We start from the raw sequence: 22,764 nt of genomic DNA, 5'->3' as shown, positions 1-22,764 counted from the left end.
ACGCACTTTCCGCCGGTGATCCAGGCCCCTGGCAACTCGCCCGGGTACGCCTCGATCATCCGCAACCACCGACTCGCGTCGTGCCGGGTCGGCCCTGGAGCGATCATGAGCACTCGACGCAAGGTTCCCGGAATCCGCAACTACGATGGCCCCGCCGGTGGCTGGGGTGCACTCAAGGCCACCGCCACCGCGGTGCGCGAACAGATGGATACCCTCAAGGCGCCGCTGACCCTGATGCGCACCAACCAGCCCGACGGCTTCGATTGCCCCGGCTGTGCCTGGCCGGACAAGGAGCACAAGTCGACCTTCCAGTTCTGTGAAAACGGCGCCAAGGCAGTGACCTGGGAAGCCACCAACAAACGCGTGACCCCGGCCTTCTTCGCCGAGCATCCGCTGACCTCGCTGTTGCAGCGCTCCGACTACCAGCTCGAAGACTTGGGCCGCCTCACCGAGCCTCTGGTCTATGACCGCGTCAGCGACACTTTCAAGCCGGTAGCGTGGCAGGCGGCGTTCGAGCGTATTGGCCAGATCCTGCGCGGCCTGCAACCCGAGCAGGTGGAGTTCTACACCTCCGGCCGCGCCTCCAACGAAGCAGCCTACCTGTACCAACTGTTCGCCCGGGAATACGGCAGCAACAACTTTCCCGATTGCTCGAACATGTGCCACGAGCCCACCAGTGTCGGTTTGCCGCGCTCCATCGGCATCGGCAAGGGCACGGTGTCCCTGGAGGATTTCGATTTCTGCGAGCTGATCATTTCCATCGGCCACAACCCGGGCACCAACCACCCGCGGATGATGGGCACCCTGCATGAAGCCTCGCGGCGCAAGGTGCCGATCATGGTCTTCAACCCGCTGCGCGAGCGTGCCCTGGAACGCTTCGCCGACCCGCAGAACATGGTGGAGATGGCCACCTACGGCTCGACCCGCATTGCCTCGTCGTACTTCCAGGTCAAGGCCGGCGGCGACGCGGCGGCGATCAAGGGCATCATGAAGGCTCTGCTGGCCCTGGAGGACAGCCTCGGGCAAGTCCTCGACAAGGCGTTCATCGCCGAGCACACCCTGGGCTTCGAGGCCCTGGTGGCGGATCTGCACGCCACCGCCTGGGCGGACATCGAACAGGCCAGCGGCCTGCACCAGGCGGACCTGGAAATGGTCGCCGCGGCCTACGCCAAGTCCAATGCCACCATCGTCACCTACGGCATGGGCATCACCCAGCACAACGAAGGTACCGCCAATGTGCGGTTGATTTGCGACCTGCTGATGCTGCGGGGCAACCTGGGCAAGCCGGGGGCGGGGATCTGCCCGTTGCGCGGGCATTCCAACGTGCAGGGCAACCGCACCGTGGGCATCACCGAGAAGCCTTCGAAAGCGTTCCTCGACAAGCTCGAACAGGCGTTCGGCTTCAAGCCGCCTTCGGCCCACGGCCATGATGCGGTGCAGGCGATGCAAGCGATGATTGCCGGCAGTGCCAAGGCGCTGCTGTGCCTGGGGGGCAACTTCGCCGTGGCCCTGCCGGACCCTGGCCAATGTTTCCCGGCCATGGCCAAGCTCGACCTGAGCGTTCACGTGGCCACCAAGCTCAACCGCAGCCATTTGCTGGTGGCCAAGGAGACTTTCATCCTGCCCTGCCTGGGCCGCACCGAGCTGGACCTGCAGGACGGTCTGCGCCAGGCCATCACCGTGGAGGACTCGATGTCCATGGTCCACGCCTCGGCGGGCAAGCTGACCCCGGCGTCGCCGTTGCTGCTCTCGGAACCGGCGATTGTCGCCGGCATGGCCAAGGCCACGCTGCCCGGCAGCCGCGTGCCCTGGCTGGAACTGGTGGCCGACTACGACAAGATCCGCGACCTGATCGAACAGACCGTGCCCGGCTTCGACGGCTACAATGCCCGCATCCGTGTACCGGGTGGTTTCCGCATGCCCCTGGCGGCGGCCGAACGCCAATGGCTGACGCCCTCGGGCAAGGCCGAGTTCTTCGTCTTCCCCGGGCTGCACGAGGACAAGGAAGTGGACGGCGCCGATGTGCTGCGGCTGATCACCCTGCGCAGCCACGACCAGTACAACACCACCATCTACGCCCTGGACGACCGCTATCGCGGGGTCTTCGGCCGGCGCGACGTGCTGTTCATCAGCCCAGGGGACCTGGCCGCCCGTGGCCTGGCCCACGGCGATCTGGTGGACATCGAGACGGTCATCGGCGGGCGTCGGCTGCGTTACGAAAACATCACCGCCATCGAGTACAAGATCGCCCCGGGCACCGTGGGCGCCTATTACCCCGAAGCCAACCGCCTGGTGCCCCTGGACTACCTGGATGTGGACAGCGGCACGCCGTCCTACAAATCGGTGCCGGTGCGGGTGCTGCGCTCGACCCTGGGCAGCGCCGCCTCCTGAACCGCCGATGTGGCGAGGGAGCTTGCTTGCGCTCGGTCGCGCAGCGGCAGCAAGCGCCCTCGCCACGGCCACAATCTGCTATTTTCCTGTCGGTGATTTTTTCGACCGCAGCCTGTGGAAACCATCAATGACCGACCTTTCATCCATGGCCGAGCGTCTGCCCGAGCCGCAAGCCATCTGCAACCCCATCACCCGTAGCGCCATCTTTATCGTCGCCACCCTGGCCCCCGGCGCCAGCGCGGCGAAAACCGTGCGTGAGTGGTGCGCCGATGTCGCCGCTCTGACCCGTTCGGTGGGCAAGCGCGTGCCGGGGGGCAATCTGTCCTGTGTCTGCGGTTTTGGCTCCAATGCCTGGGACCGGCTGTTCGGCGGCCCGCGCCCGGCGTCGTTGCACGCTTTCCGTGAAGTGGGCGTAGAAGGCCGCCGTGCGCCCTCCACCCCGGGCGACCTGCTGCTGCATATCCGTGCCGAGCAGATGGACCTGTGCTTCGAGCTGGCCACACAACTGCTCAAGCCCCTGGGGGATGCAGTCAAGGTGGTGGATGAGGTCCAGGGCTTCCGTTATTTCGACATGCGCAGCATGGTTGGCTTCGTCGACGGCACCGAGAACCCGGAAGGCCGCGAGGCCGTGGATTTCACCCTGATCGGGGACGAAGACCCGTCGTTCTGCAATGGCAGCTACGTGTTGGTGCAGAAGTACCTGCACAACATGGCGGCCTGGAACGAGCTGACGGTCGAGGCTCAGGAACGCATCATCGGCCGCACCAAGCTGTCGGATATCGAACTGGATGATTCAGTCAAACCCAGCTGTTCCCACAGCTCCCTGACCACCCTGGAAGAGAACGGCGAGGAGGTGAAGATCCTGCGCGACAACATGCCCTTTGGCCGTCCGGGCGCGGGGGAGTTCGGCACCTACTTCATCGGCTACGCCCGTTCGCCACGGCCGGTGGAGCAGATGCTGGAGAACATGTTCGTCGGTCGCCCGGCGGGCAACTACGATCGCCTGCTGGACTTCAGTACCGCGGTCACCGGCGGGCTGTTCTTCGTGCCGTCCGCCGATCTGCTGGAAGACCTGGCCGAGCGCGCCGCGGCCGGCCAGTAAACGACAGAACCCCGGCCCGCTGCTGCGGGCCGAGGTTCCAGGCGTTATGCAGCCATCTTCAGTGACTGTGCATTCCAGCGGCCTGCATCAGCAGCCGCAACAGGCCGGCCACCAGCCCCAGGCCGATGACACTGCTCAGCCAGATGCCGAACATCCACAGCAGGCGCTGCCAACCGGGTGCCGGTTGTGCCGGCCGGGTCGTGATCTTATCCATGAGCCAGCTCCAGCATCAGTGCGCCGCTGCAGGCGAGCATCAGCACCAGGCCAAAGAACAGCAGGCTCAACTGCGCCACTTGCCTGTGCCAGGGCTGGCTGGTCAGGGCCTTTGCTCGATCAGTGGTAGCCATCGCCAATCCTCACTTTGCCGCGGAACACGTAGTAGCTCCAGCAGGTGTACATCAGGATGATCGGCAGGATGAACAGGGTGCCGATCAGGATGAACAACTGGCTGGACAGGGGCGATGCCGCGTCCCACAGGCTGATGGACGGCGGCACGATGTTCGGCCAGATGCTGAACGCCAGGCCGATGTAGCCGAGGAACACCAGCACCAGGGTGAACACGAACGGCCAGTGGGAATGATGCTGGCGCAAGGTCCCCAGCAGCCCGCACAACGCCAGCAGGCCCAGCACCAGCAACGCACCGAAGATCACGATATGGGCATGGCTGAACCAGCGGGTGGCGATTTCCGGGTGCAGCAATGGGGTCCAGACGCACAACACCGCCACCACCGCCATCAGCGCGAACGCCAGGGGCCGGGTGTAGTGGCGCATGCGCGCTTCGAGCATGCCTTCGGTCTTGACCAGCAGCCAGGTGCTGCCCAGCAGCGCATAGGCCACGATCAGCCCCAGGCCGCAGAACAGCGGGAAGGGTGCCAGCCAGTCCAGGGAGCCGCCGGCGAACTGGCGATTGACCACCGCGATGCCGGAAATGTAAGTGCCGATCACAATGCCCTGGCACAGGGTCGCCAGCAGCGAGCCGCCGATAAAGGCCCAGTCCCAGATATGCCGCTGCTGCGGGCTGGCCTTGAAGCGGAACTCGAAGGCCACACCGCGGAAGATCAGCCCCGCCAGCATGAAGATCAGCGGCAGGTACAGGGCTTCGAGAATCACCGAGTAGGCCAGGGGGAAGGCCCCGTACAGCGCTGCGCCACCGAGGATCAGCCAGGTCTCGTTACCGTCCCAGACCGGGGCCACGGTGTTCATCATCACGTCCCGTTCCCGGGCATCGGGGATCAGCGGAAAGAGAATCCCCAGCCCCAGGTCGAAGCCGTCCATGATCACGTACATCATCACCCCAAAGGCAATGATCACGCCCCAGATCAACGACAGGTCTATGCCTTGAATCGTCATGTCGATATCCCTTGTTTCAGTGGTGGTGGTCGCTGGACGCGAAGGTCTCGGCGATGGCGGACAGTGGACGGCGCGGTGTTGGCTCCTGGCCGACAGGGTGGGTCGGCGGGTGCTCGTGGTGGGGCTGCGGGCCCTTGCGCACCAGCTTCATCATGTAGCCGATGCCCACCGCGAAGACCGAGAAGTAGATCACCACGAACAGCGCCAGGGAGATGCTCAGTTGGGTCACGCTGTGGTTGGACGCGGCGTCGCTGGTGCGCAGCAGGCCGTACACCACCCAGGGCTGGCGCCCGACTTCGGTGGTGATCCAGCCCGCCAGCATGGCGATCAGGCCGGTGGGGCCCATCCACAGCACCAGGCGCAGGAACAGGCGGTTGCGGTACAGCGCGCCGTTACGCCGCAACAGCAGGCCCAGGACCCCGGTGAGGATCATCAACATGCCCAGCCCGGCCATGATGCGGAAGCTGAAAAACACGATGGCCGAGTTGGGACGGTCTTCCTTGGGGAAGCTCTTGAGCGCAGGGATCTGCTTGTCCAGGCTGTGGGTTAGGATCAGGCTGCCCAGGTAGGGCAGTTCCACGGCGTAGTCGGTTTTTTCGCCGTCCATGTTGGGAATGCCGAACAGCACCAGGGGCGAGGGTTCGCTGCCGTGGTTTTCCCAGTGGCCTTCGATGGCGGCGATTTTTGCCGGCTGATGTTCCAGGGTGTTGAGGCCGTGGGCGTCACCGACCACCGCCTGGATCGGCGCCACGATCAGCGCCATCCACAGCGCCATGGACAGCATCTTGCGCACCGGCGGCGTGTCGTTGCCCCGCAGCAGGTGCCAGGCGGCGCTTGATCCGACGAAGAACGCCGTGGCGACGAACGCGGCAATCGCCATGTGCGCCAGGCGGAAGGGGAACGACGGGTTGAACACGATCGCCAGCCAGTCCATGGGCATGATCCGCCCATCGACGATGGAGAAGCCCTGGGGCGTCTGCATCCAGCTGTTGGAGGCGAGAATCCAGAAGGTCGAGATCAGGGTGCCGATGGCCACCATCACCGTGGCGAAGAAGTGCAGCCCGCGGCCGACCCGGTTCCAGCCGAACAGCATGACCCCGAGAAAGCCTGCTTCAAGGAAGAACGCGGTCAGCACCTCGTAGGTCAGCAGAGGGCCGGTGATGCTCCCGGCAAAGTCCGAGAAGCGGCTCCAGTTGGTGCCGAACTCATAAGCCATGACCAGCCCGGAGACCACGCCCATGCCGAAGTTGACGGCGAAGATCTTCGACCAGAAGTGATACAGGTCCTTGTAGGTGCTGTTGTGGGTCTTGAGCCACAGCCCTTCGAGCACCGCGAGGAAACTGGCCAGGCCGATGGTGATGGCGGGAAAGATGATGTGGAACGAGACCGTGAACGCGAACTGGATGCGTGCAAGGTCGAGCGCCTGTAGATGAAACATGACGATACCCTCGTATTGGCTTGATGCCCGAGCAGGCACTGCGCGGCCGTCGCGAACCCATGGGCTCGCGGCGGGGGCAGGGGCACTGCGCGGGTGAAGGCTGGGGTGGTGGTCGCACCGCCCCAGGCTGGGTCACACGCCGACGGACTGGATCAGGTTGCTGGCCGCAGCCGGCTCCAGGCGGATGGCGATGAACTTGGAGGTCGGCGTGTAGGTCCGGTCGCCATAGCTTTCCAGGGGCACCAGGGGGTTGGTTTCCGGGTAGTAGGCGGCGGATTGGCCGGCGGGAATGTCGTAGGCGATCAGGGTGAAACCACTGACCCGACGCTCCCGGCCGTCATCCCACAGCGAGACGATGTCGACCTTCTGCCCCGGCTCGAAACCCAGCTGGCGAATGTCCTGTTCGTTGGCGAACAGCACCTCGCGCATGCCGTAGACCCCGCGATAACGGTCATCCAGGCCATACAGAGTGGTGTTGTACTGGTCGTGGGAGCGCATGGTCTGCAGGATCAGGTCCGGCTTGACCTTGAGCTTGCGCACTCCAGCACTGATCAGGTGCTCGGGCAGCACGCTGGGGATGAAGCGCGCCTTGCCGGTGGTGGTGTTCCAGCGCCGCTGGGTGGCGTCGTTGCCCAGGTGGAAGCCGCCGGGGTGCAGCAGCTTGAGATTGAAGTCCTCGAACCCGGGGATGGTATCGGCGATCAGGTCGCGGATGCGTCCGTAGTCTTCGATGGTCCACAGCCAGTCGATGGGGTGCTGGCCCAGGGTGGCGTTGGCGATGCCGGCGATGATCGCCGGTTCCGAGCGCAGGTGCGGCGACTTGGGTTTGAGTTGGCCATGGGAGATGTGCACCATGCTGAAGGTGTCTTCCACGGTGATGCCTTGCGGGCCATTGGCCTGGATATCGATATCGGTGCGGCCCAGGCACGGCAGGATCAGCGCCTCGCGACCGGTCACCAGATGGCTGCGGTTGAGCTTGGTGGCAATGTGCACGGTGAGCTCGCAGTTGCGCAGGGCGGCGTGGGTACGCGGGGTGTCCGGGGTGGCCTGGGCGAAGTTGCCTCCCAGGCCGATGAACACCTTGGCCCGGCCCTGTTCCATGGCCGAGATCGCCATCACCGTGTTGTGCCCGTGCTCCCGTGGCGGCTTGAAGCCAAAGCGCGCTTGCAGGGCATCCAGCAGCTCGGTGGGCGCCAGTTCGTTGATGCCCATGGTGCGGTCGCCCTGCACGTTACTGTGGCCGCGCACCGGCGACAGGCCGGCGCCGGGGCGGCCGATATTGCCCCGCAGCAACAGCACGTTGATCACTTCCTGGATGGTCGGCACCGAATGGGTGTGCTGGGTCAGGCCCATGGCCCAGCACATGATCGCGCGCTTGGCCTTGCGGTACATGCGCGCCGCCAGCTCGATGTCGGCGAGCGTCAGGCCGGACTGCTCGACGATGTGGTTCCAGGACGTGGCATCGACCTCGGCCAGGTAGCTGTCCAGGCCCGAGGTGTGCTCGGCAATGAAGGCCCGGTCGAACACCGCTTCGCCGTTGTTGGCCAGGGCTTCGCGCTCCCAGCGCAGGAGGAACTTGGCGATGCCGCGAAAGGCCGCCATGTCGCCGCCCAGGGCCGGGCGGAAGTAGGCCGAGGAGGTGGGCTCGGAGCCGTTGGTGAGCATCTCCAGCGGGTGTTGCGGATGCTGGAAGCGTTCCAGGCCACGCTCTTTGAGCGGGTTGAAGCAGATCACCTGGGCACCGCGTTTCACCGCCTCGCGCAGTGGCTCCAGCATCCGTGGGTGGTTGGTGCCGGGGTTCTGGCCGATGACGAAGATCGCGTCGGCTTCTTCCAGGTCATGGAACACCACCGTGCCCTTGCCCACGCCGACGCTTTCGAACATGCCCACGGCACTGGCCTCGTGGCACATGTTCGAACAGTCGGGAAAGTTGTTGGTGCCATAGGCGCGCACGAACAGCTGATACAGGTAGGCCGCTTCGTTGCTGGCCCGGCCCGAGGTGTAGAACTCTGCCTGGTTCGGCGAGTCCAGCCCTTTGAGGTGGCTGGCGATCAGCTCGAAGGCCTCGTCCCAGGTGGTTTCTACATAGCGGTCCTGGGACGCATCGTAGCGCATCGGGTGGGTCAGGCGGCCCTGGTACTCGAGCCAGTAGTCGCTCTGCGCGGCCAGGGCCGAGACTGTGTATTTGTTGAAAAAGGCCGGGTTCACCAGGCGCCCGGTGGCTTCCCAGTTGACTGCCTTGGCGCCGTTCTCGCAGAACTTGACCATGCCGTTTTCCGGCGACTCGCCCCAGGCGCAGCCCGGGCAGTCGAAGCCGCCGTTCTGGTTGGTCTTGAGCATGGCGCGGATGTTCTTGAAGGCGTTTTCACTGCCCAGCCAGTTCTTGGTCACGGCGATCAGTGCCCCCCAACCGGCGGCCGCCCCCTTGTAGGGTTTGTATCGATCAACTTCGCTCATGATATTTCTCCAATACAGCGCACGCAGGCAACCGCCCGACAATGAATCAATGTCAGTGATTGTTTTACTGCACAGGCTAAATGCGGTTTTGTTGTGAAGCCGTTTAAGTTTGGATCTGCTTAGGGCTACGGAGTGACTTGAAGGCCTGTTTCATGGGCCACGAATAAAGCCTATTCGGCGCCTGTGTCGGCTGTCTAATCGCAATTAATGACCGGCTGATCGAAAGCCTCTATCAAGAATTAAAAGTCATGATAAACAATGGCTTGAGTAGACTTTGCGGTACTGATTGCTGGCGGTTTTTTCGGTGATAGATTGCATTGATCAATCAGTTGCAAATAGCGATTGGACGCAACTTTTAATCGCTCTTAGTCTTGCCGCCAATAACTCCTTAACGGTCGTTTGTGGCCGCGAATTACAACTAAGACCTATAGGTCGCAACCGTCGATAGAGGCTGTGATGTCAGATCAAGTATTGGTGGATGGCTTTGCTCGACGGGTCGACTATTTACGTATGTCGGTGACCGACCGATGCGATTTCCGCTGCGTGTATTGCATGGCCGAGGACATGCAGTTCCTGCCGCGCCAACGCATCCTGACCCTGGAAGAGCTGTACCAGCTGGCCCAGCGTTTCGTCGCCCTGGGTACGCGCAAGATCCGCCTCACCGGGGGCGAGCCGCTGATCCGTCCCGGGGTGGTGCAACTGTGCGAGCGCATCGGGCAACTGCCGGGGCTGCGGGAGCTGTGCATGACCACCAATGGCTCGCAACTGGGCAAGCTGGCGGCGCCGCTGTTCGAGGCCGGGGTCAAGCGCCTCAACATCAGCCTCGACAGCCTGGACCCGACGCTGTTTCGCCAACTGACCCGCAGCGGTGACCTGTCCCGGGTCATCGCCGGCATCGACGCGGCCAACGCCGCGGGCTTTGAGCGCACCAAGCTCAACTGCGTGGTGATGAAAGGGCGCAACGACCAGGAGATCAACGAGCTGGTGGCGTTCGCCATCGACCGCGGCCTGGACCTCTCGTTTATCGAGGAGATGCCCCTGGGCACCATCAGCGAGCACAGCCGCAGCGATGCGTTCTTTTCCAGCGCCCAGGTCCGCGAGCGGATCGCCGAGCGCTACACCCTGATGGAGTCCGCCGAGTCGACCCAGGGGCCGTCGCGCTACTGGCGCCTGGCTGAGGCGCCGCAGATCCGCCTGGGCTTCATCTCGCCCCACAGTCACAACTTCTGCGGCACCTGCAACCGCGTACGGCTGACGGTGGAAGGGCGCCTGCTGCTGTGCCTGGGCAACGAACACTCGGTGGACCTCAAGGCCGTGCTGCGCGCCCATCCCGGCGATGCCGAGCGCCTGCAGCGGGCCATTGTCGAGGCGATGAAACTCAAGCCCTACCGTCATCACTTCGAGCTCAACGACGAGGTCCAGGTGGTGCGTTTCATGAACATGACCGGCGGCTGATCGGCCCGTCGTCGCTCTCTTCTCTGGTTTACAGGTCGTGCCCCGATGATCGTCAGATCCAAACCCAACCTGATCAGCGTGCTGATCTCCCTCAAGGGCTCGATTGCCAAGCGCATCGCCTTGCGCAGCCTGCTGGTGACCCTGCTGGCCTCGGCCATCGTGCTGATCGAAACCCTGCACCCGGCGTACTTTTCCAAGGTCAATGCCACGCCTTTCACCTTGCTCGGGCTGTCGCTGTCGATCTTCATGAGCTTTCGCAACAACGCCTGTTACGACCGCTGGTACGAAGGGCGCAAGGCCCTGGGCGCGGTGCTTACCGAGGTGCGTTCGCTGATCCGCGAAACCCAGGTGCTCGGCGATGCCCAGGCCCGCAGCAGCATCCTGCGGGACCTGTGCGGTTTCGCCCACGCCCTCAAGGCCCGGCTGCGCCAGGAAGACGAGCTCAGCGCGGCAGGCACCTGGCTCAGCCATTGGCCGGCGGCCCGGACGCCGAACCTGCCGGACAGCATCCTGCGCCAGGTGTCACGCCAGTGCTCGGCCCTGGCGACTTCGGGCGTGATCAGCGAGTGGCGCTACCTGCTGATTGCCAATCTGCTGTCCGGGATCACCGCCGCGCAAACCACCTGCGAGCGGATCAAGGGCACGCCGCTGCCGTTCCCCTACACCTTGCTGCTGCACCGCACCAGCTACATGTTCTGCATCCTCTTGCCCTTTGCCATGGCCGAGCCCCTGGGCTGGCTGACGCCGATCTTCACCGCCATCGTCAGTTACACCTTCTTTGGCCTGGACGCCATTGGCGACGAGCTGGAGGACCCCTTTGGCCACGACGAGAACGACCTGCCGATGGACGCCCTGGTGCGCACCCTCGAACGCGAGATTCTCGACGCCCTGGGGGCCACTGAACTGCCGCCGGCCCTGGTGCCGGTGGACTATGTCCTGAGCTGATCCACTGTCTTTTTCCGAGGTTGCACATGAACGAACTCACTCACCTGGACGCACAGGGTCGGGCCAGCATGGTGGACGTCAGCGCCAAGCCGGCCACTGACCGCGAAGCCCAGGCCCAGGCCTGGGTGCGCATGCTCCCGGCGACCCTGCAACTGATCCAGGACAACGGCCACCCCAAGGGCGACGTGTTCGCTGTGGCGCGCATCGCCGGGATCATGGCGGCGAAGAAGACCCACGAGCTGATTCCCCTGTGCCATCCGCTGCTGCTCAGCGGCATCCGCGTTGAACTGCAAGCGGTGCCGCCGGACCGGGTACGGATCACCACCTGCTGCCGCCTCAACGGTGCCACCGGGGTCGAGCTGGAAGCCATGACCGCCGCCAGCGTGGCGGCGCTGACGATCTACGACATGTGCAAGGCAGTGGACCGGGGCATGGTCATCGAGGGCCTGCAACTGCTGAAGAAGCAGGGCGGCAAATCAGGGCTGTTCATCGCTGGAGACACGCAATGATTCTGGTCAATTACTTTGCCCGCTACCGCGAACAACTGGGCAGCGGCGGCGAGAAGCTGCCGCTGGACCCCGACTTGCGCACCGTCGATGACGTGCGTCGGCTGCTGATGGCCCGGGGTGAAAACTGGGCCGCTGTGCTGGGGGAGAACAGCCTGATGTGCGCGCTGAACCAGGACCTGTGCAAGCTCGATGCGGTGATCGAGGACTTCGATGAAATCGCCTTCTTTCCCCAAGTGACCGGAGGCTGAAGCATGAGCGTTCAGGTGCAGACCCAGGCCTTCAACCTTGAGCAACTCAACGCCGGATTGCAGGCCGGCGATAGCCGTGTCGGCGCCGTGGTGACCTTTGTCGGTTATGTGCGTGACCTCAACCTGGGGGAGGCGGTACAGAGCCTGTTCCTGGAACACTACCCGGGCATGACCGAGCGCTCGCTGCAGGGCATCGTGCAACAGGCCCAGGAGCGCTGGCCGCTGAACCGCGTGAGCCTGGTGCATCGGGTGGGCCTGCTGCAGGTGGGCGAGCCCATCGTCTTCGTCGGCGTGGCCAGTGCCCACCGGCAAGCCGCCTTCGAGGCCTGCGCCTTCATCATGGATTACCTCAAGACCCGCGCCCCGTTCTGGAAGCGCGAAGTCACCCCCAGCGGCGAACGCTGGATCGACGGACGCGAGAGCGACCGGCAGGCTGCCGAACGTTGGGTTGCAGAACGTTGAGCAGCAGAGCGTTGAGCTTATGCCGGTGAGTGAGGCTTGAGGGAAGGGGGGAACAACGCCGGATGCCTGTCATCCGGCGTTGTGCATTTACACCGGGCTGTAGATCCGCGGGGCGTTGCGGTGGGGCACGTGAATCAGGTTCAGGTGGTGCTTGTTGGCCCATTGCACGGTCAGTGCGGTAGGCGCGGAGAGGCTGACCAGGGTGCCGAGACGGGCGCGCACGGCCTTGTGGATCAGTTCCAGGCTGCAGCGGCTGGTGACCACGGTGAAGCCCCGGCGGCCGTCGATCCCGGCGTTCAGCAGGGCGCCGATCAGCTTGTCCAGGGCGTTGTGGCGGCCGATGTCTTCCTGGCACAGGCGCACGTCACCCTGTTCGTCAAAGTACAGCGCCGCATGCAGGGCACCGCTGCTGCGGGCCATGTGCTGGGCCTGTTCGATGCGCTCGCGCAGGCCTTGCAGGTGTACGGCGGGGGGCAGCGGCGAAGGTTCGAGGATCTGCAGTTGCGGTAGCGCCTGTTCCAGGGCTTCCACGCCGCATAAGCCACAGCCGCTGGTTCCGGCCATTTGCCGGCGATGGTCCTTGAGGGCCCAGAAGGCCCGGCTGGAAATCTGCACATCGGCCTGGCAGGCCTGGGGAAAGTGGCTCAGGCGGATGTCGTAGATTTCGCTGAGGTCACTGACGATGTCGTTGGTGATGCTGAAGCCACGAATGAAGTCTTCCAGGTTGCCGGGAGACACCATCATCACCGCCTGGCTCAGGCCGTTGTAAGTGATGGCCAGGGCAATTTCCGCAGCCAGCGGCGCCTCGGCCACTCCGCCCTCGGGGCTGTATTCGCGATAGGCCACGCGCTGCGGCGCGGGCGCCGGTGCATTGGCCTCGGGCTGTTGTTCCGTTTGTTCGATACGGCAAACCATGACGACACCTCAATACAGTCGATTCACTCCGGGGCACGCTGGCCCCGGGGGCGTTCATTCGGCCTTGATGGCAAAGAGTTTCCTGGCTTCGGCAAAGCACTTTTCGGCAATCGCCGAGCGCGGCTCGGTCTTGCGCATCACCAGGCCCAGGGGCGCCAGCACGCTGGCATCCGGCAGCTGGATAAAGGCCAGGTTGTCGATGGGCGAATCCAGGCCGCTGTCCAGGGGCATGATCGAGCAGCAGAAGCCTTCGTGAATCGCCTGGAACAGCTGGTAGGTGGAATCGCTCTCCAGGATCGGCGTCGGGTTCAGGCCGCGGCTGCGAAAGCTCAGGTCGATGGACTTGCGATAGTGCATGCCGGTGCTGAGCATTCCCAGGGGCAGTTCGGCGGCGTCCTCCCAGCTCATCTCGCTGCCTTCGAAATGAAAGTGCCGGGTGTCATAGAGCAGGCCGACCCGGGTCTCGCCGATCTCGAAGAAGTCCAGGTAGTTGGGGTTGACGTGGTCCAGGTAGCAGACCCCCAGGTCCAGCTGGTTGTTGCCGATGTCCTCGATGATCCGGTCGGAACTGGCGGACGACAGGCTGAACTTGAGTTCGGGAAAGCTCGCCGAGAGCTTCTGCACATAGCTGATGGGGTTGAAGCCGCTCAGCGGCACCAGGCCCAGGCGCAGGTTACCCACCAGTTGCCCGCGACAGGCAGCGGCTTCGGCGAACAGTCCGTCGTGGGCCGCCAGCAGGGTCTTGGCCCAGGCCAGCACCCGCTCGCCGGCCTCGGTGAAGCCTTCGAAGCGCTGGCCTCGGGTCACCAGGATCAGGTCCAGTTCGTCCTCAAGGTTGCGCAGGCGCATGGACAGGGTCGGCTGGGTGATGTGGCAGCGCGCGGCGGCCTGGCCGAAGTGCCGGGTCTGTTCCAGGGCGATGAGAAACTTGAGTTGCTTGATGTCCACAATGGCACCTGTTGTGAGGAAATCGGAGTCAGTATTAACGCAGGTGTCCGGCCTATGGAAAGGCCTTCAATCTTCCCGGGCCGGACCTTCGGGGAACACCTTCGGCGTTCAGGCCAAGGGCCTGGGGTCTGTTTCAGACAGTAGTTCAGGGGTGTTGAAATTGCTCAGTCGCGGGTCGTCCGCGGCGCAGGGCAGGGCGCTCAGTCCATGGGGTGCCAGGGCCCGCAGCAGGCTGCGTTCACCCAGGTTCCAGGCTTGGCGCAAGCTCGCTGCCAGCGCCGTGGGAATCAGGCTGAACATGGGTTGCCAGTACCCGGCCTGTTGCACCATCAGCGGATGAGGGGCGTCCTCTGCGCGAGCATCCAGCAGCGCCTGGATCAGCGCGCTGTCGATCCGCGGCGCGTCGCAGGCCAGCACCAACAGCCAGGGATGCCGGGCCACTGCCAGGCCTGCCAGCACGCCCGCCAGAGGGCCGGGAAAGTCCTGTTGTTCATCCGCCACCAAACGATCGGCATAGGACCGGTACTGCTCGGCGTTGCGGTTGCAGGAAATGATCAGGTCATCGCTGAAGGGCCGCACCACCGCCTGCACATGGGCAATCAGCGGCTGGCCGTGCCAGGTCACCAGGCCCTTGTCCTGGCCGCCCATGCGCGAGCCGCGGCCACCGGCCAGCAGCAGGATCGAGCAGGGCAGGGAACAGGCGGGTGCAGGCTGGATCGGGGTCATGGCGGGACGCATATCAAGTAGGTGGCGCAAACGATGGCATTGTCCTTCGGGCACGTCCAATCGGAACTGTTGAATGGCCGATTGATCCGGCTTATCAACGCGCCGTTGCCTGGGGCCAGACGATAGAGCGCCTCGATAATCCGGTCAGCCAGAACGATTAGACAGCCGCGCTTTCGGGCCTTTAGCCTGCACCCATGGTTTTTATCTTGCCGGTCGGAGAATGACATGAGCGTGAAGTCGGATGCGTTGTTTGTACCCTTGAACATGGCCGTGCTGACGGTCAGCGATACCCGGGAATACGCCACGGATACCTCCGGGCAACTGCTGGTCAGTCGTCTGCTGGAAGCCGGCCACACTCTGAGCGAACGCAACCTGCTCAAGGACGATCTGTACAAGATCCGCGCCCAGGTGGCGGCCTGGATCGCCGATGAGCGCATCCAGGTGGTGTTGATCACCGGCGGCACCGGCTTCACCGGCCGCGACAGCACCCCTGAAGCGGTGAGCTGCCTGCTGGACAAGCACATCGACGGTTTTGGCGAGCTGTTTCGCGCCATCTCGATCCTCGATATCGGCACCTCCACGGTACAGAGCCGGGCGCTGGCCGGGCTGGCCAACGGCACCCTGGTGTGCTGCCTGCCGGGCTCCACCGGGGCTTGCCGGACCGCCTGGGAAGGCATCCTTGCCGAGCAACTGGATGCCCGCCATCGGCCGTGCAATTTCGTGCCGCACCTCAAACCGGTGCAGGCCTGCGAGTCCCGGGGATGAGCCAGGGCCACTTGATGTCGCTGGAAGAAGCACTGGCCAGTTTGCTGGCCATGGCCGATACCCAGCGCCTGCCAGAGAGCGAAACCCTGGCCGTGGATGAAGCCCGGCAACGGGTGCTGGCCACTGACCTGGTGGCGACCCTGGACTTGCCGCCCTGGCCTAACAGCGCCATGGACGGCTACGCCCTGAACCTGCAGCACTGGGACGGTGAGCCATTGCCGGTCTCGCAGACGGTGTTTGCCGGGCAGCCCGGCGACCCTTTGCAGCCGGGCACCTGTGCGCGGATCTTCACCGGCGCCCCGGTGCCCGCTGGCGCTGACTGCGTGGAGATGCAGGAGAATGTCGAGTGGCTGGAAGATGGCCGGGCACGCTTCACCCAGGCGCTGAAACCGGGACAGAACATCCGTCCCCAAGGCCAGGAGAACCGGGCCGGTGAGGTGCTGTTGCAAGCCGGCAAACGCCTGGGGGCTTTCGAACTGGCGGTGGCTGCCGCTCAGGGCTGCACCGAGCTGCAAGTGGTGCGCCGTCCGCGAGTGGCGTTGCTGTCCACCGGCGATGAGCTGCTGGAGCCGGGCATGCCCATGCGCCCGGGCTGTATCTACAACAGCAATCGCACCTTACTGCGCCACTGGCTCGACACCCTGGGCTGCGAGGTCATCGACGCCGGGATTCTTCCCGACCAGCCACAGCAGACCCGGCTCAGGCTGGAGCAGTTGCAGCACGGCGCGGACCTGATCCTGACCACCGGTGGCGTCTCGGCGGGGGATGCCGACTGCCTGGGCCAGGTGCTGAGGAACAACGGTCGGCCGCTGTTCTGGAAGCTCGCCATCAAACCCGGAAAACCGCTGACGGTGGGCCACTTCGGCCAGGTGCCGGTGATCGGCCTGCCGGGCAATCCGGCCTCGGCCCTGGTGACCTTCGGCCTGCTGGCCCGGGCCTACCTGTTGCGGATTCAGGGAGTGGAGCAGGTCGCGCCCTTGAGTGTGCCGGTCAGCGTGGCCTTCAACTGGCCCAAGGCCGGCAGCCGCCGGGAATACCTGCGGGCACGCCTGGAAAACGGCCGCGCCGTGCTCTATCCGAACCAGAGCTCGGGGGTCCTGCTGGGAGCGTCCTGGGCCGATGGCCTGGTGGAGATTCTTGAAGGCCATACCCTGCAGGTGGGCGACTCGGCGCGTTTCATTCCCTTCAGCGAGTTGTTCTAGATTCCCGGTGCGAGGCGGGCCGTGGCGTGCTGTTTTGATGCGCCAGGCCCACCCTGACCGGCACCTGAGCAGGGCGGTTGTTCAGGCGCTTGAATCTTCGTGCCTTTCAACAGCAACGGGACGCCTGGATACACATTGAATGGCTCATTGGGCGAGCCATCGACGATGGCGTTTTCAACCAGATAGCGGGTGTTGCCGGTGGCAAAAAAACGCGCACCCTCGGCTTCACAGTGCACCTCCAGCCGAGCCGTCTCTTTCAGCGGTAATTGGCGCACCAGTGCACTGAAGGCGAGGTTGATCACTACGCTGCCGGCGATATTCGTTTGCTTGGGGTCCAGCAGGTTCATGACCGGCTTTATGTCTAGGCGGTAAACCTGCTCCTGCTCCACCGACTCAAGGGGTTTCAAGGTGACGGTCTTGCTCTGCCCCGGGGCGAGCTTGAGCTGGAAGGGCGAGGCATAGAGCTGGGGCCGGACCGTTTGGGTGATGGGTTCAAGGCGCTCATCCGCCAGCTCGACTCCCGGGTTGATCAGTCGCGACAGGCTGATCGAGACATATTCAGGACGCTGCCCCTTGTTGGTGATTTCCACCGTCATCGGTGTGTCCCGAACCTCGCTGATCTGGGGTTGGATATCGATGAGTGCCAAGGCCGGCGCAATCATCGCCAACCACGACAACAGCACGCGCGTACACAGGTTAAAGAGTTTCATGAGGTTCCCATGGGAAGGACTAAAGCCAGGCCGGCGGCCCTTGCTAGGCACGGCCGCGAACGGTACGGATCAAGGGTCGGTAATCACCGGCTCGAAGGTCAGCGACAAGACTCCGCTGTAGGCGCCGGTGGTCTCCTTGAAACTGCCATCGGGTGGATAGGCCGAGACCGTCAGGCCGTAATAGCCGGTGGAGTCTTCTCCGGGCGCTGGCCGGGGAGGGTTGTTGAATTCCGTGCCCAGGCCGACCGCCAGGGTCTTGGGCATCTCGCCTTCTGCGCCCAGGTTGATTTTGGGGCGCAGGAACACCTGTGCGGCGTTGCTGGCGTTGCGAATCTGCAACGGTTCATCCAGGCGCACCTGGAAGACCCCGGTGGACGAGACAATGCGCAGCCGCGCCTGCACTTCGTAGGGTGTGTTCCAGCCTCCCAGTTGCACCATCTCCAGGCCCTGATCGAACCATCCGCCCTGGTCGTCGGTGACGAACAGGTTGTTGTTCGGTTTCAGGTAGGCGCTGATCTTGCTACGGGTCTTGCCTTGCAGGATCACATCCGCCGGCGCCAGGGCCGGGAGTGCCCCCAGGACCGCTAGCCAGCAGGCGATTACTGTTTTGTTCATGTGCTACTCCAGATGGGCCGGGGACCTGTGGTTCGCCGCCCGCTGATAAATCACCACGCCATAACCCACACTCACGGCCAGGGGCGCCGGCTGTCCGGCGTCCGTACCGGCCTCCACTATCAGGCGCTCCCGGGGCCTGAAGGTGATGCGCCAGACCTGATTGCTGGTGGGAGACTTCAGGGCTTTCAAGGTCATCCGGTACTTCTGCCCCGGTGCCAGTACCAGCCGACTGGGGGTGACCAGCAAGCTGGGCCGCTGCACTTCATGAATGGCTAGCAGGTGCTCGGGGGACTGCCCCGGGTTAAGCACCAGCCGCTGATCCACTTCCAGGTACAGGGGGGTATCGCCGGTGTTCTGTGCATAGAGCTCGCCCTGAGGTTCGTCGGGGGTGAAGCGCAACTCTGTGCGAGACAGTTTCAGGACTCCGGCTGCCAGGCCGACAGGTGACCAGAGCGACAGCAAGAGCAGAAAAACCACGATGGGATAGTTCATCGGCAGAGGTTTTCCTAGGGCTTGGCCACGATGGTGAAGGTCAGTACATCGCTGTACGCCCCACCTTTCACCCACTTCTCGGCCAATGTCCTGAACGTTGGCACAAAGCAGGTGCGGCCGTCGGCACTCAGGGACAACAGGGCATTTTTGGTGTTGGGCAAGGGCACCAGGGTGCTGCCACTGTTCAGCGCTACCGTGTACGGCACGGTTTGCGAGCTGTCCTCGAGGTTCCTGAGCTGGTAGCGACCGTTGGCCGAGAGGCCATTTTCGCTGCTCGCGTTGATGATGAACTTTTGATAGGTGATGAACTTCGATCCGTCATAGGTGAAGCACAGCTGATCCTGGCTGGCGTTGAAGGTCTTCAGGGTTTCCTCGCCCCTGAGCAGCTCACCCAGATCCCAGTCCGGCGCCGTCATGGTGATGGTCGTATCCACGGGCGGAGGAGGCAGGTTCGCGTCCGTCAGTACGCGACAGTCGCCGCCCTTGGTGGTCGATGACAGGTAGGCCAGACCGGTGCTTTCGCCCACGTCATTGCTATTTGTGTAGTTGCCTGCGCGTACACCGACGGCAGGCCAGGCTGCGATATTTGAGTTGTCGACCTGTAGCTCAACGGTGGTGGTAACGGCGCTTGAGGTTGCCCATGGGCTATTGCTGCCGTAATAGATCACGTAGTCCTCCCCGGTGTAGGCGCTCGAGGATTTACTGCCGCCCAGCGTCAGATTCTTGGCAACTGTGGAACTGGTTTTCAGCTTGCCATTGGCGTCGTAGGTGTAGATGAGAACTCCCCGTGAAGTAAACGATTTGCCGTCAGTATGACCCGATGCTGCCTTGTAGCTGATGGTCACCTGCAAAGTGCTGGTGCCATTGCCGTTGTCCTTGAAGCTACAGCTGCTATAGCCGTTGCTTAGGTTGCTGTATTTCAAGACCAGAGCGGATGCCTCGCCCGCTCCCAGCGCCAGGTAGGCCAGCAACCCAGAGCACAGCAATTTCCAGCCCCAGCCCTTGAGGGGCAGGGCGGTAGTTGGAGTGATCCTGATCGGTGACTGCTGTTGTGTATCCATCAGGGGCATTCCAGGGTCTGTGGCTGATCATTGCTCAGCAGGCTCAGGCGCTTGCCGTTGAAGTGCTGGGGCGTTCCAGGGAACAAGGCCACCTTGCGTTTGTGCGAACCGCGATCCACCTCGACTTCCGACAGCACCAGGCGGACGTTACCGGTGTTCTCCAGGGTCAGGCCCGTGGCATCGCAGCGATGTGACCAGCCCGATCGCTGTTTGGCCGGCGGCGGCATGTGGCGCACCAGCACGCCGTAACCCACGGCCACCGACATCGGCGCGCTGATCTTGTCCTGGGGGGCTTCTTCCACCTGCATGGAGCGCACCGGCACTATGTACAGGCGAAACAGTTCTTCGGCCCCCGGCTCGGCGAGGGACTTGAGGCTGATGGCGCGACTTTGGCCAGGGCCCAGGGTGAGTTTGTCCGGGCTGGCAAGAATGCCCGGGCGATCGAGTTGCTGCAGAGGCACCTTGTGCTCCGGCTCCAGCCCCGGGTTCATCACCTTGAGCAGATTGATCGACAGGTAAAGTGGAGCGTCGCCGACGTTTCGCACGGTTACCGAGTGCTCGTGGTTGTTGTAGACCTTGAGGCTGGCGGGCATGACCAGCAACTCGCCCTCGGCCTGAGCCAGTGCAGTCCAGCTCAGTAGCGCCAGCAGCGTGGTACGCAATGTCATGGTGGGTTCCTGTTTGGAGGGTTGGGTTACTGGCACGGGTAGTAGCTGCCTTTGACGGTACGTGTGAGGTCGCACTGGTATTGGCGCCCCGCCTGTTCCACCGTGATGCTGTTCAGCACCGCCTTGTGGCTGATCGAGAACAGGCCGTTGGGATAGGCGGTATCACCGGTTTCGAGGATTCTGCCGCCCACGGGCCGGCCGCTGGCGTCCACCAGGAGGCCGCTGTAGACCATGTTGATATCCACCTTGGCCCGGGCGTTGTACACCTGCCCAGGGTGGGCCCGGACGATGTTCGCCGGCACCTCGATGTTCATGTCCATGTCCTGGCTGGCACTCACGACTCGGGCAAAGGGCACATCGCCGTATTGGTCCAGGGGCACGGCGTAGGTACTGCCTCCTGCCACGGGGTGACCTTCCACGCTGAAGCCGTAGGGGGTGCCCTTGAGATCGGGGGTTTCCAGCAACATGGCGCTGCCACTGCTGCTGTAGCGTCCCAGGGCCATGCCCTGGCTATTGGCCGCGAGCATGCCGCGGTAGTTGAAGTCGAGGTTGTTGGCGTCATCGCTGTGGCCGACGTTCAGCGAGGCGTCGCCCCGGGTACCGGAACGGCTGCCATAGGCGTTGATGTTGTTCATGCCATTGCTGCGATTGACGGTCAGGCCGCTGGAGGAGGTGCCGTAGCTGTCCTGGAAGGTCTTGCGGTAGTCAGCGGTCACCTGTGTCTGGCCGCCAAACTGCGCGGCGCGCAAGCTCGCCTGGGACCGATCGAGCATCCACGACAGGTTGACGTAGAGGGTGTAATCGCTATCACCCGGCAGAGAACCGCCTTTTTGCACCCCCAGCGAAAACGTCGACCATAGGCCGTTGGGCCGGTAGTTCCAGCGTATTTCAGCCTGTTGGGTCTCGGCGCCACTGAAGGTTCGATAGTTGTAGGCGAACAGCACACCCCCGAGGTTTTTACTGTACGAAAGACTGGTGCTGGGCGTTCCCCAATAGAAGCGCGATACCTCACGGCTTTGATAGCGACTGAGCATGAGGCTACCGAGCATCTCATCGCTCAGGTTCAGGTTGACGTAGCCGCCTGAACCCCGCTCGCCAGACAACATCCCCAGCGTGGGTGACAGGTTCAGGCTGCCCACTGTGGTGGGGCGCGAGAGGTTGATCTCCGAAGCCCAGCTTGCACTGTCACTGGCCACGGCTGCCGCATTCAAATAGAGCTGGCTGAGGTTGCGACTCAGGGCGGCCTCGAACAGTTGTCCGCCTTCTTCCATATCCTTGCCCGCGGTGACGCGCCAGGAGTTTGCCCCTTCACCGGTAAAGTTCAGGTTGTTGACGTCCTGGGTTTCCTGGCTCACCAGACCGCCGTTGCGGTCCACCAGGCGAATTTCGATGGGATAGTAGCCACCCGGAAGATCGAGGAAGCTGATTTCATTGCGGCCTAGCGCAGCGGGGCGTTTGAGCACCAGACGTCCGTTGCGATAGAACTCGTAGTTGCCTTCGGCCGTGGAGAACAGCACCAGGGAACCGGCGTCACGGTTACTGCGCAGGTTGCCTTGGCTGCCCAAGGTCAAGAACTGGTCGAAACTGGGTGAGAGCACCGTGCTGACCGAGCCCGAGCCGAAGTCGATGCTGTTTTGCTTGCCGGCTCGCACATAGGTGTCGGCAAAGTTCTTCTGCAGGTAATAGGACGATATGCCCTGATCGCTGCTGCTCTGACCGTTGCTGCTGCGGCTGCGGTTGGCATACCAGTTCATATAGCCAAAGCTGCGCCCCGGTAAGCCGAGCCAGGTATTGCCGTTGAAGTTCAGGGCGCGATAACGGTCGGAAGAACCGCGCAGGTCCAGGGACTGATTGTTGATCAGGCCCCAGGAAGTTGTAGGCGCGAGATAGTCTTCGCGGGTATTGCGAATGCTCAGTGTACGCCGGGTTTTATCGAGGGTTACATAATGATCGGCCACGCGCAGGTCGCAACCGTTAGTGCATTGCTTATAGTTGATTTCGGTGAGAATGCGTTTGATTGTTCGCAGGTCTTCAAGTGCAATGCCATTCTCTCTGTATTGCGCCGAGTCGAACACCAGGCCACTCTGTTCCAGGGAATAACTGATAAAGCCGGGTAAGGTTCGACCATTATAGGTGGCGACATAACGTGCAGTATTTTCCATCTCCACCGCGCTAAAACCTTCAGGAACTCCATAGGTGATCTTTACTTGAGCGAGCGCTTGGGTCGAGACAAGCGAAATGACGCACACAAGAAGTCTGTGTAGTTGATGGGAAAGTTTATACGGGCGCATGCCTGAGTGTTTCC

General features: G+C 63.2%; 23 protein-coding genes. 9 read left to right on the top strand and 14 right to left on the bottom strand.

What is annotated here, in order from left to right; genetic code table 11:
- Positions 1-105 precede the first annotated feature (105 nt).
- On the top strand, positions 106-2,391 hold the full coding sequence (locus ACSSVC_RS23170) for an FdhF/YdeP family oxidoreductase (RefSeq protein ID WP_404937251.1): 2,286 nt from the start codon (positions 106-108) through the stop codon (positions 2,389-2,391).
- Positions 2,392-2,518: 127 nt separating this feature from the next.
- Positions 2,519-3,493, top strand: a complete 975-nt coding sequence (locus ACSSVC_RS23165) for a Dyp-type peroxidase (RefSeq protein ID WP_346635250.1) — start codon at positions 2,519-2,521, stop codon at positions 3,491-3,493.
- Between the two features lie 58 nt (positions 3,494-3,551).
- Here the strand turns inward: ACSSVC_RS23165 and ACSSVC_RS23160 are convergent, their stop codons facing one another.
- From ACSSVC_RS23160 to ACSSVC_RS23140, 5 genes are all read right to left on the bottom strand, one after another.
- Positions 3,552-3,707: a DUF2474 domain-containing protein gene (locus ACSSVC_RS23160; protein WP_346635251.1), complete on the bottom strand. Its 156-nt coding sequence runs from the start codon at positions 3,705-3,707 to the stop codon at positions 3,552-3,554.
- Positions 3,700-3,840, bottom strand: a complete 141-nt coding sequence (locus tag ACSSVC_RS23155) for a hypothetical protein (RefSeq protein WP_404937250.1) — start codon at positions 3,838-3,840, stop codon at positions 3,700-3,702. The genes ACSSVC_RS23160 and ACSSVC_RS23155 overlap by 8 nt, the downstream gene beginning before the upstream one ends.
- Complete coding sequence (gene cydB / locus ACSSVC_RS23150) at positions 3,827-4,843, bottom strand: cytochrome d ubiquinol oxidase subunit II (RefSeq protein WP_346635253.1); 1,017 nt, start codon at positions 4,841-4,843, stop codon at positions 3,827-3,829. Before cydB ends, ACSSVC_RS23155 begins: the two co-directional genes overlap by 14 nt.
- A 16-nt stretch (positions 4,844-4,859) precedes the next feature.
- Positions 4,860-6,281: a cytochrome ubiquinol oxidase subunit I gene (locus ACSSVC_RS23145; protein ID WP_346635254.1), complete on the bottom strand. Its 1,422-nt coding sequence runs from the start codon at positions 6,279-6,281 to the stop codon at positions 4,860-4,862.
- 132 nt (positions 6,282-6,413) lie between these two features.
- Positions 6,414-8,738, bottom strand: a complete 2,325-nt coding sequence (locus ACSSVC_RS23140) for an FdhF/YdeP family oxidoreductase (RefSeq protein WP_346635255.1) — start codon at positions 8,736-8,738, stop codon at positions 6,414-6,416.
- 456 nt (positions 8,739-9,194) lie between these two features.
- Here ACSSVC_RS23140 and moaA point away from each other — a divergent pair, with 456 nt between their 5' ends.
- From moaA to moaE, 5 genes are read left to right on the top strand one after another with little or no spacing between them, the layout of a single operon-like run.
- The gene (moaA, locus tag ACSSVC_RS23135; RefSeq protein WP_404937249.1) at positions 9,195-10,193 is read left to right on the top strand and encodes a GTP 3',8-cyclase MoaA; all 999 of its coding nucleotides are present in this window, start codon (positions 9,195-9,197) and stop codon (positions 10,191-10,193) included.
- A gap of 45 nt (positions 10,194-10,238) precedes the next feature.
- On the top strand, positions 10,239-11,138 hold the full coding sequence (locus tag ACSSVC_RS23130; RefSeq protein WP_102881610.1) for a bestrophin family protein: 900 nt from the start codon (positions 10,239-10,241) through the stop codon (positions 11,136-11,138).
- A 26-nt stretch (positions 11,139-11,164) separates the two neighbouring features.
- Complete coding sequence (gene moaC, locus ACSSVC_RS23125) at positions 11,165-11,647, top strand: cyclic pyranopterin monophosphate synthase MoaC (RefSeq protein WP_346635257.1); 483 nt, start codon at positions 11,165-11,167, stop codon at positions 11,645-11,647.
- Positions 11,644-11,895, top strand: a complete 252-nt coding sequence (locus ACSSVC_RS23120; RefSeq protein ID WP_346635258.1) for a MoaD/ThiS family protein — start codon at positions 11,644-11,646, stop codon at positions 11,893-11,895. The genes moaC and ACSSVC_RS23120 overlap by 4 nt, the downstream gene beginning before the upstream one ends.
- 3 nt (positions 11,896-11,898) lie before the next feature.
- On the top strand, positions 11,899-12,357 hold the full coding sequence (gene moaE, locus ACSSVC_RS23115; RefSeq protein WP_492611441.1) for a molybdopterin synthase catalytic subunit MoaE: 459 nt from the start codon (positions 11,899-11,901) through the stop codon (positions 12,355-12,357).
- Between the two features lie 87 nt (positions 12,358-12,444).
- Here moaE and fdhD read toward each other — a convergent pair whose 3' ends face one another.
- From fdhD to mobA, 3 genes are all read right to left on the bottom strand, one after another.
- On the bottom strand, positions 12,445-13,272 hold the full coding sequence (gene fdhD, locus ACSSVC_RS23110; protein ID WP_346635260.1) for a formate dehydrogenase accessory sulfurtransferase FdhD: 828 nt from the start codon (positions 13,270-13,272) through the stop codon (positions 12,445-12,447).
- A 54-nt stretch (positions 13,273-13,326) separates the two neighbouring features.
- Positions 13,327-14,220, bottom strand: coding sequence for a LysR family transcriptional regulator (locus ACSSVC_RS23105; RefSeq protein ID WP_346635261.1), 894 nt, complete (start codon positions 14,218-14,220; stop codon positions 13,327-13,329).
- 108 nt (positions 14,221-14,328) lie between these two features.
- Entirely contained in the window at positions 14,329-14,946 is a 618-nt protein-coding gene (gene mobA / locus ACSSVC_RS23100) for a molybdenum cofactor guanylyltransferase MobA (protein WP_492612583.1), read from the bottom strand.
- 225 nt (positions 14,947-15,171) lie between these two features.
- On the opposite strand from mobA, the gene moaB reads away from it, so the two are divergent.
- Together moaB and ACSSVC_RS23090 are read left to right on the top strand one after the other, a co-directional pair.
- Positions 15,172-15,711: a molybdenum cofactor biosynthesis protein B gene (gene moaB / locus ACSSVC_RS23095; protein WP_102881605.1), complete on the top strand. Its 540-nt coding sequence runs from the start codon at positions 15,172-15,174 to the stop codon at positions 15,709-15,711.
- Complete coding sequence (locus ACSSVC_RS23090; RefSeq protein WP_346635262.1) at positions 15,708-16,913, top strand: molybdopterin molybdotransferase MoeA; 1,206 nt, start codon at positions 15,708-15,710, stop codon at positions 16,911-16,913. The genes moaB and ACSSVC_RS23090 overlap by 4 nt, the downstream gene beginning before the upstream one ends.
- On the opposite strand, the gene ACSSVC_RS23085 is transcribed toward ACSSVC_RS23090, so the two are convergent.
- The 6 genes from ACSSVC_RS23085 to ACSSVC_RS23060 form a co-directional block, all read right to left on the bottom strand.
- A complete protein-coding gene (locus ACSSVC_RS23085) occupies positions 16,910-17,623 on the bottom strand; it encodes a hypothetical protein (protein WP_492611440.1) in 714 nt (237 codons plus the stop codon). The genes ACSSVC_RS23090 and ACSSVC_RS23085 overlap by 4 nt on opposite strands.
- 69 nt (positions 17,624-17,692) lie before the next feature.
- On the bottom strand, positions 17,693-18,238 hold the full coding sequence (locus ACSSVC_RS23080; RefSeq protein WP_492611439.1) for a hypothetical protein: 546 nt from the start codon (positions 18,236-18,238) through the stop codon (positions 17,693-17,695).
- Positions 18,239-18,241: 3 nt separating this feature from the next.
- Positions 18,242-18,730, bottom strand: coding sequence for a fimbrial biogenesis chaperone (locus ACSSVC_RS23075; protein ID WP_346635265.1), 489 nt, complete (start codon positions 18,728-18,730; stop codon positions 18,242-18,244).
- 14 nt (positions 18,731-18,744) lie between these two features.
- The gene (locus ACSSVC_RS23070; protein WP_492611438.1) at positions 18,745-19,791 is read right to left on the bottom strand and encodes a hypothetical protein; all 1,047 of its coding nucleotides are present in this window, start codon (positions 19,789-19,791) and stop codon (positions 18,745-18,747) included.
- Positions 19,791-20,459, bottom strand: a complete 669-nt coding sequence (locus ACSSVC_RS23065; protein WP_492611437.1) for a hypothetical protein — start codon at positions 20,457-20,459, stop codon at positions 19,791-19,793. The genes ACSSVC_RS23070 and ACSSVC_RS23065 overlap by 1 nt, the downstream gene beginning before the upstream one ends.
- A gap of 26 nt (positions 20,460-20,485) precedes the next feature.
- Positions 20,486-22,621 carry a TcfC E-set like domain-containing protein gene (locus ACSSVC_RS23060; RefSeq protein WP_492611436.1) on the bottom strand — a complete coding sequence of 712 codons (2,136 nt, stop codon included), beginning with the start codon at positions 22,619-22,621 and terminating at the stop codon, positions 20,486-20,488.
- Positions 22,622-22,764: the final 143 nt, after the last annotated feature.

It is taken from the genome of Pseudomonas sp. E1BtOHC1 (assembly GCF_058744285.1).
This window is presented reverse-complemented; position numbering and strand designations above follow the sequence as displayed.

Bases quoted from the DNA above. Each gene is read 5' to 3' on its own strand.
- ACSSVC_RS23170 (WP_404937251.1), top strand. From the start codon at position 106: ATGAGCACTCGACGCAAGGTTCCCGGAATCCGCAACTACGATGGCCCC.
- ACSSVC_RS23165 (WP_346635250.1), top strand. From the start codon at position 2,519: ATGACCGACCTTTCATCCATGGCCGAGCGTCTGCCCGAGCCGCAAGCC.
- ACSSVC_RS23160 (WP_346635251.1), bottom strand. From the start codon at position 3,707: ATGGATAAGATCACGACCCGGCCGGCACAACCGGCACCCGGTTGGCAG.
- ACSSVC_RS23155 (WP_404937250.1), bottom strand. From the start codon at position 3,840: ATGGCTACCACTGATCGAGCAAAGGCCCTGACCAGCCAGCCCTGGCAC.
- cydB (WP_346635253.1), bottom strand. From the start codon at position 4,843: ATGACGATTCAAGGCATAGACCTGTCGTTGATCTGGGGCGTGATCATT.
- ACSSVC_RS23145 (WP_346635254.1), bottom strand. From the start codon at position 6,281: ATGTTTCATCTACAGGCGCTCGACCTTGCACGCATCCAGTTCGCGTTC.
- ACSSVC_RS23140 (WP_346635255.1), bottom strand. From the start codon at position 8,738: ATGAGCGAAGTTGATCGATACAAACCCTACAAGGGGGCGGCCGCCGGT.
- moaA (WP_404937249.1), top strand. From the start codon at position 9,195: ATGTCAGATCAAGTATTGGTGGATGGCTTTGCTCGACGGGTCGACTAT.
- ACSSVC_RS23130 (WP_102881610.1), top strand. From the start codon at position 10,239: ATGATCGTCAGATCCAAACCCAACCTGATCAGCGTGCTGATCTCCCTC.
- moaC (WP_346635257.1), top strand. From the start codon at position 11,165: ATGAACGAACTCACTCACCTGGACGCACAGGGTCGGGCCAGCATGGTG.
- ACSSVC_RS23120 (WP_346635258.1), top strand. From the start codon at position 11,644: ATGATTCTGGTCAATTACTTTGCCCGCTACCGCGAACAACTGGGCAGC.
- moaE (WP_492611441.1), top strand. From the start codon at position 11,899: ATGAGCGTTCAGGTGCAGACCCAGGCCTTCAACCTTGAGCAACTCAAC.
- fdhD (WP_346635260.1), bottom strand. From the start codon at position 13,272: ATGGTTTGCCGTATCGAACAAACGGAACAACAGCCCGAGGCCAATGCA.
- mobA (WP_492612583.1), bottom strand. From the start codon at position 14,946: ATGACCCCGATCCAGCCTGCACCCGCCTGTTCCCTGCCCTGCTCGATC.
- moaB (WP_102881605.1), top strand. From the start codon at position 15,172: ATGAGCGTGAAGTCGGATGCGTTGTTTGTACCCTTGAACATGGCCGTG.
- ACSSVC_RS23090 (WP_346635262.1), top strand. From the start codon at position 15,708: ATGAGCCAGGGCCACTTGATGTCGCTGGAAGAAGCACTGGCCAGTTTG.
- ACSSVC_RS23085 (WP_492611440.1), bottom strand. From the start codon at position 17,623: ATGAAACTCTTTAACCTGTGTACGCGCGTGCTGTTGTCGTGGTTGGCG.
- ACSSVC_RS23080 (WP_492611439.1), bottom strand. From the start codon at position 18,238: ATGAACAAAACAGTAATCGCCTGCTGGCTAGCGGTCCTGGGGGCACTC.
- ACSSVC_RS23075 (WP_346635265.1), bottom strand. From the start codon at position 18,730: ATGAACTATCCCATCGTGGTTTTTCTGCTCTTGCTGTCGCTCTGGTCA.
- ACSSVC_RS23070 (WP_492611438.1), bottom strand. From the start codon at position 19,791: ATGGATACACAACAGCAGTCACCGATCAGGATCACTCCAACTACCGCC.
- ACSSVC_RS23065 (WP_492611437.1), bottom strand. From the start codon at position 20,459: ATGACATTGCGTACCACGCTGCTGGCGCTACTGAGCTGGACTGCACTG.
- ACSSVC_RS23060 (WP_492611436.1), bottom strand. From the start codon at position 22,621: ATGGAAAATACTGCACGTTATGTCGCCACCTATAATGGTCGAACCTTA.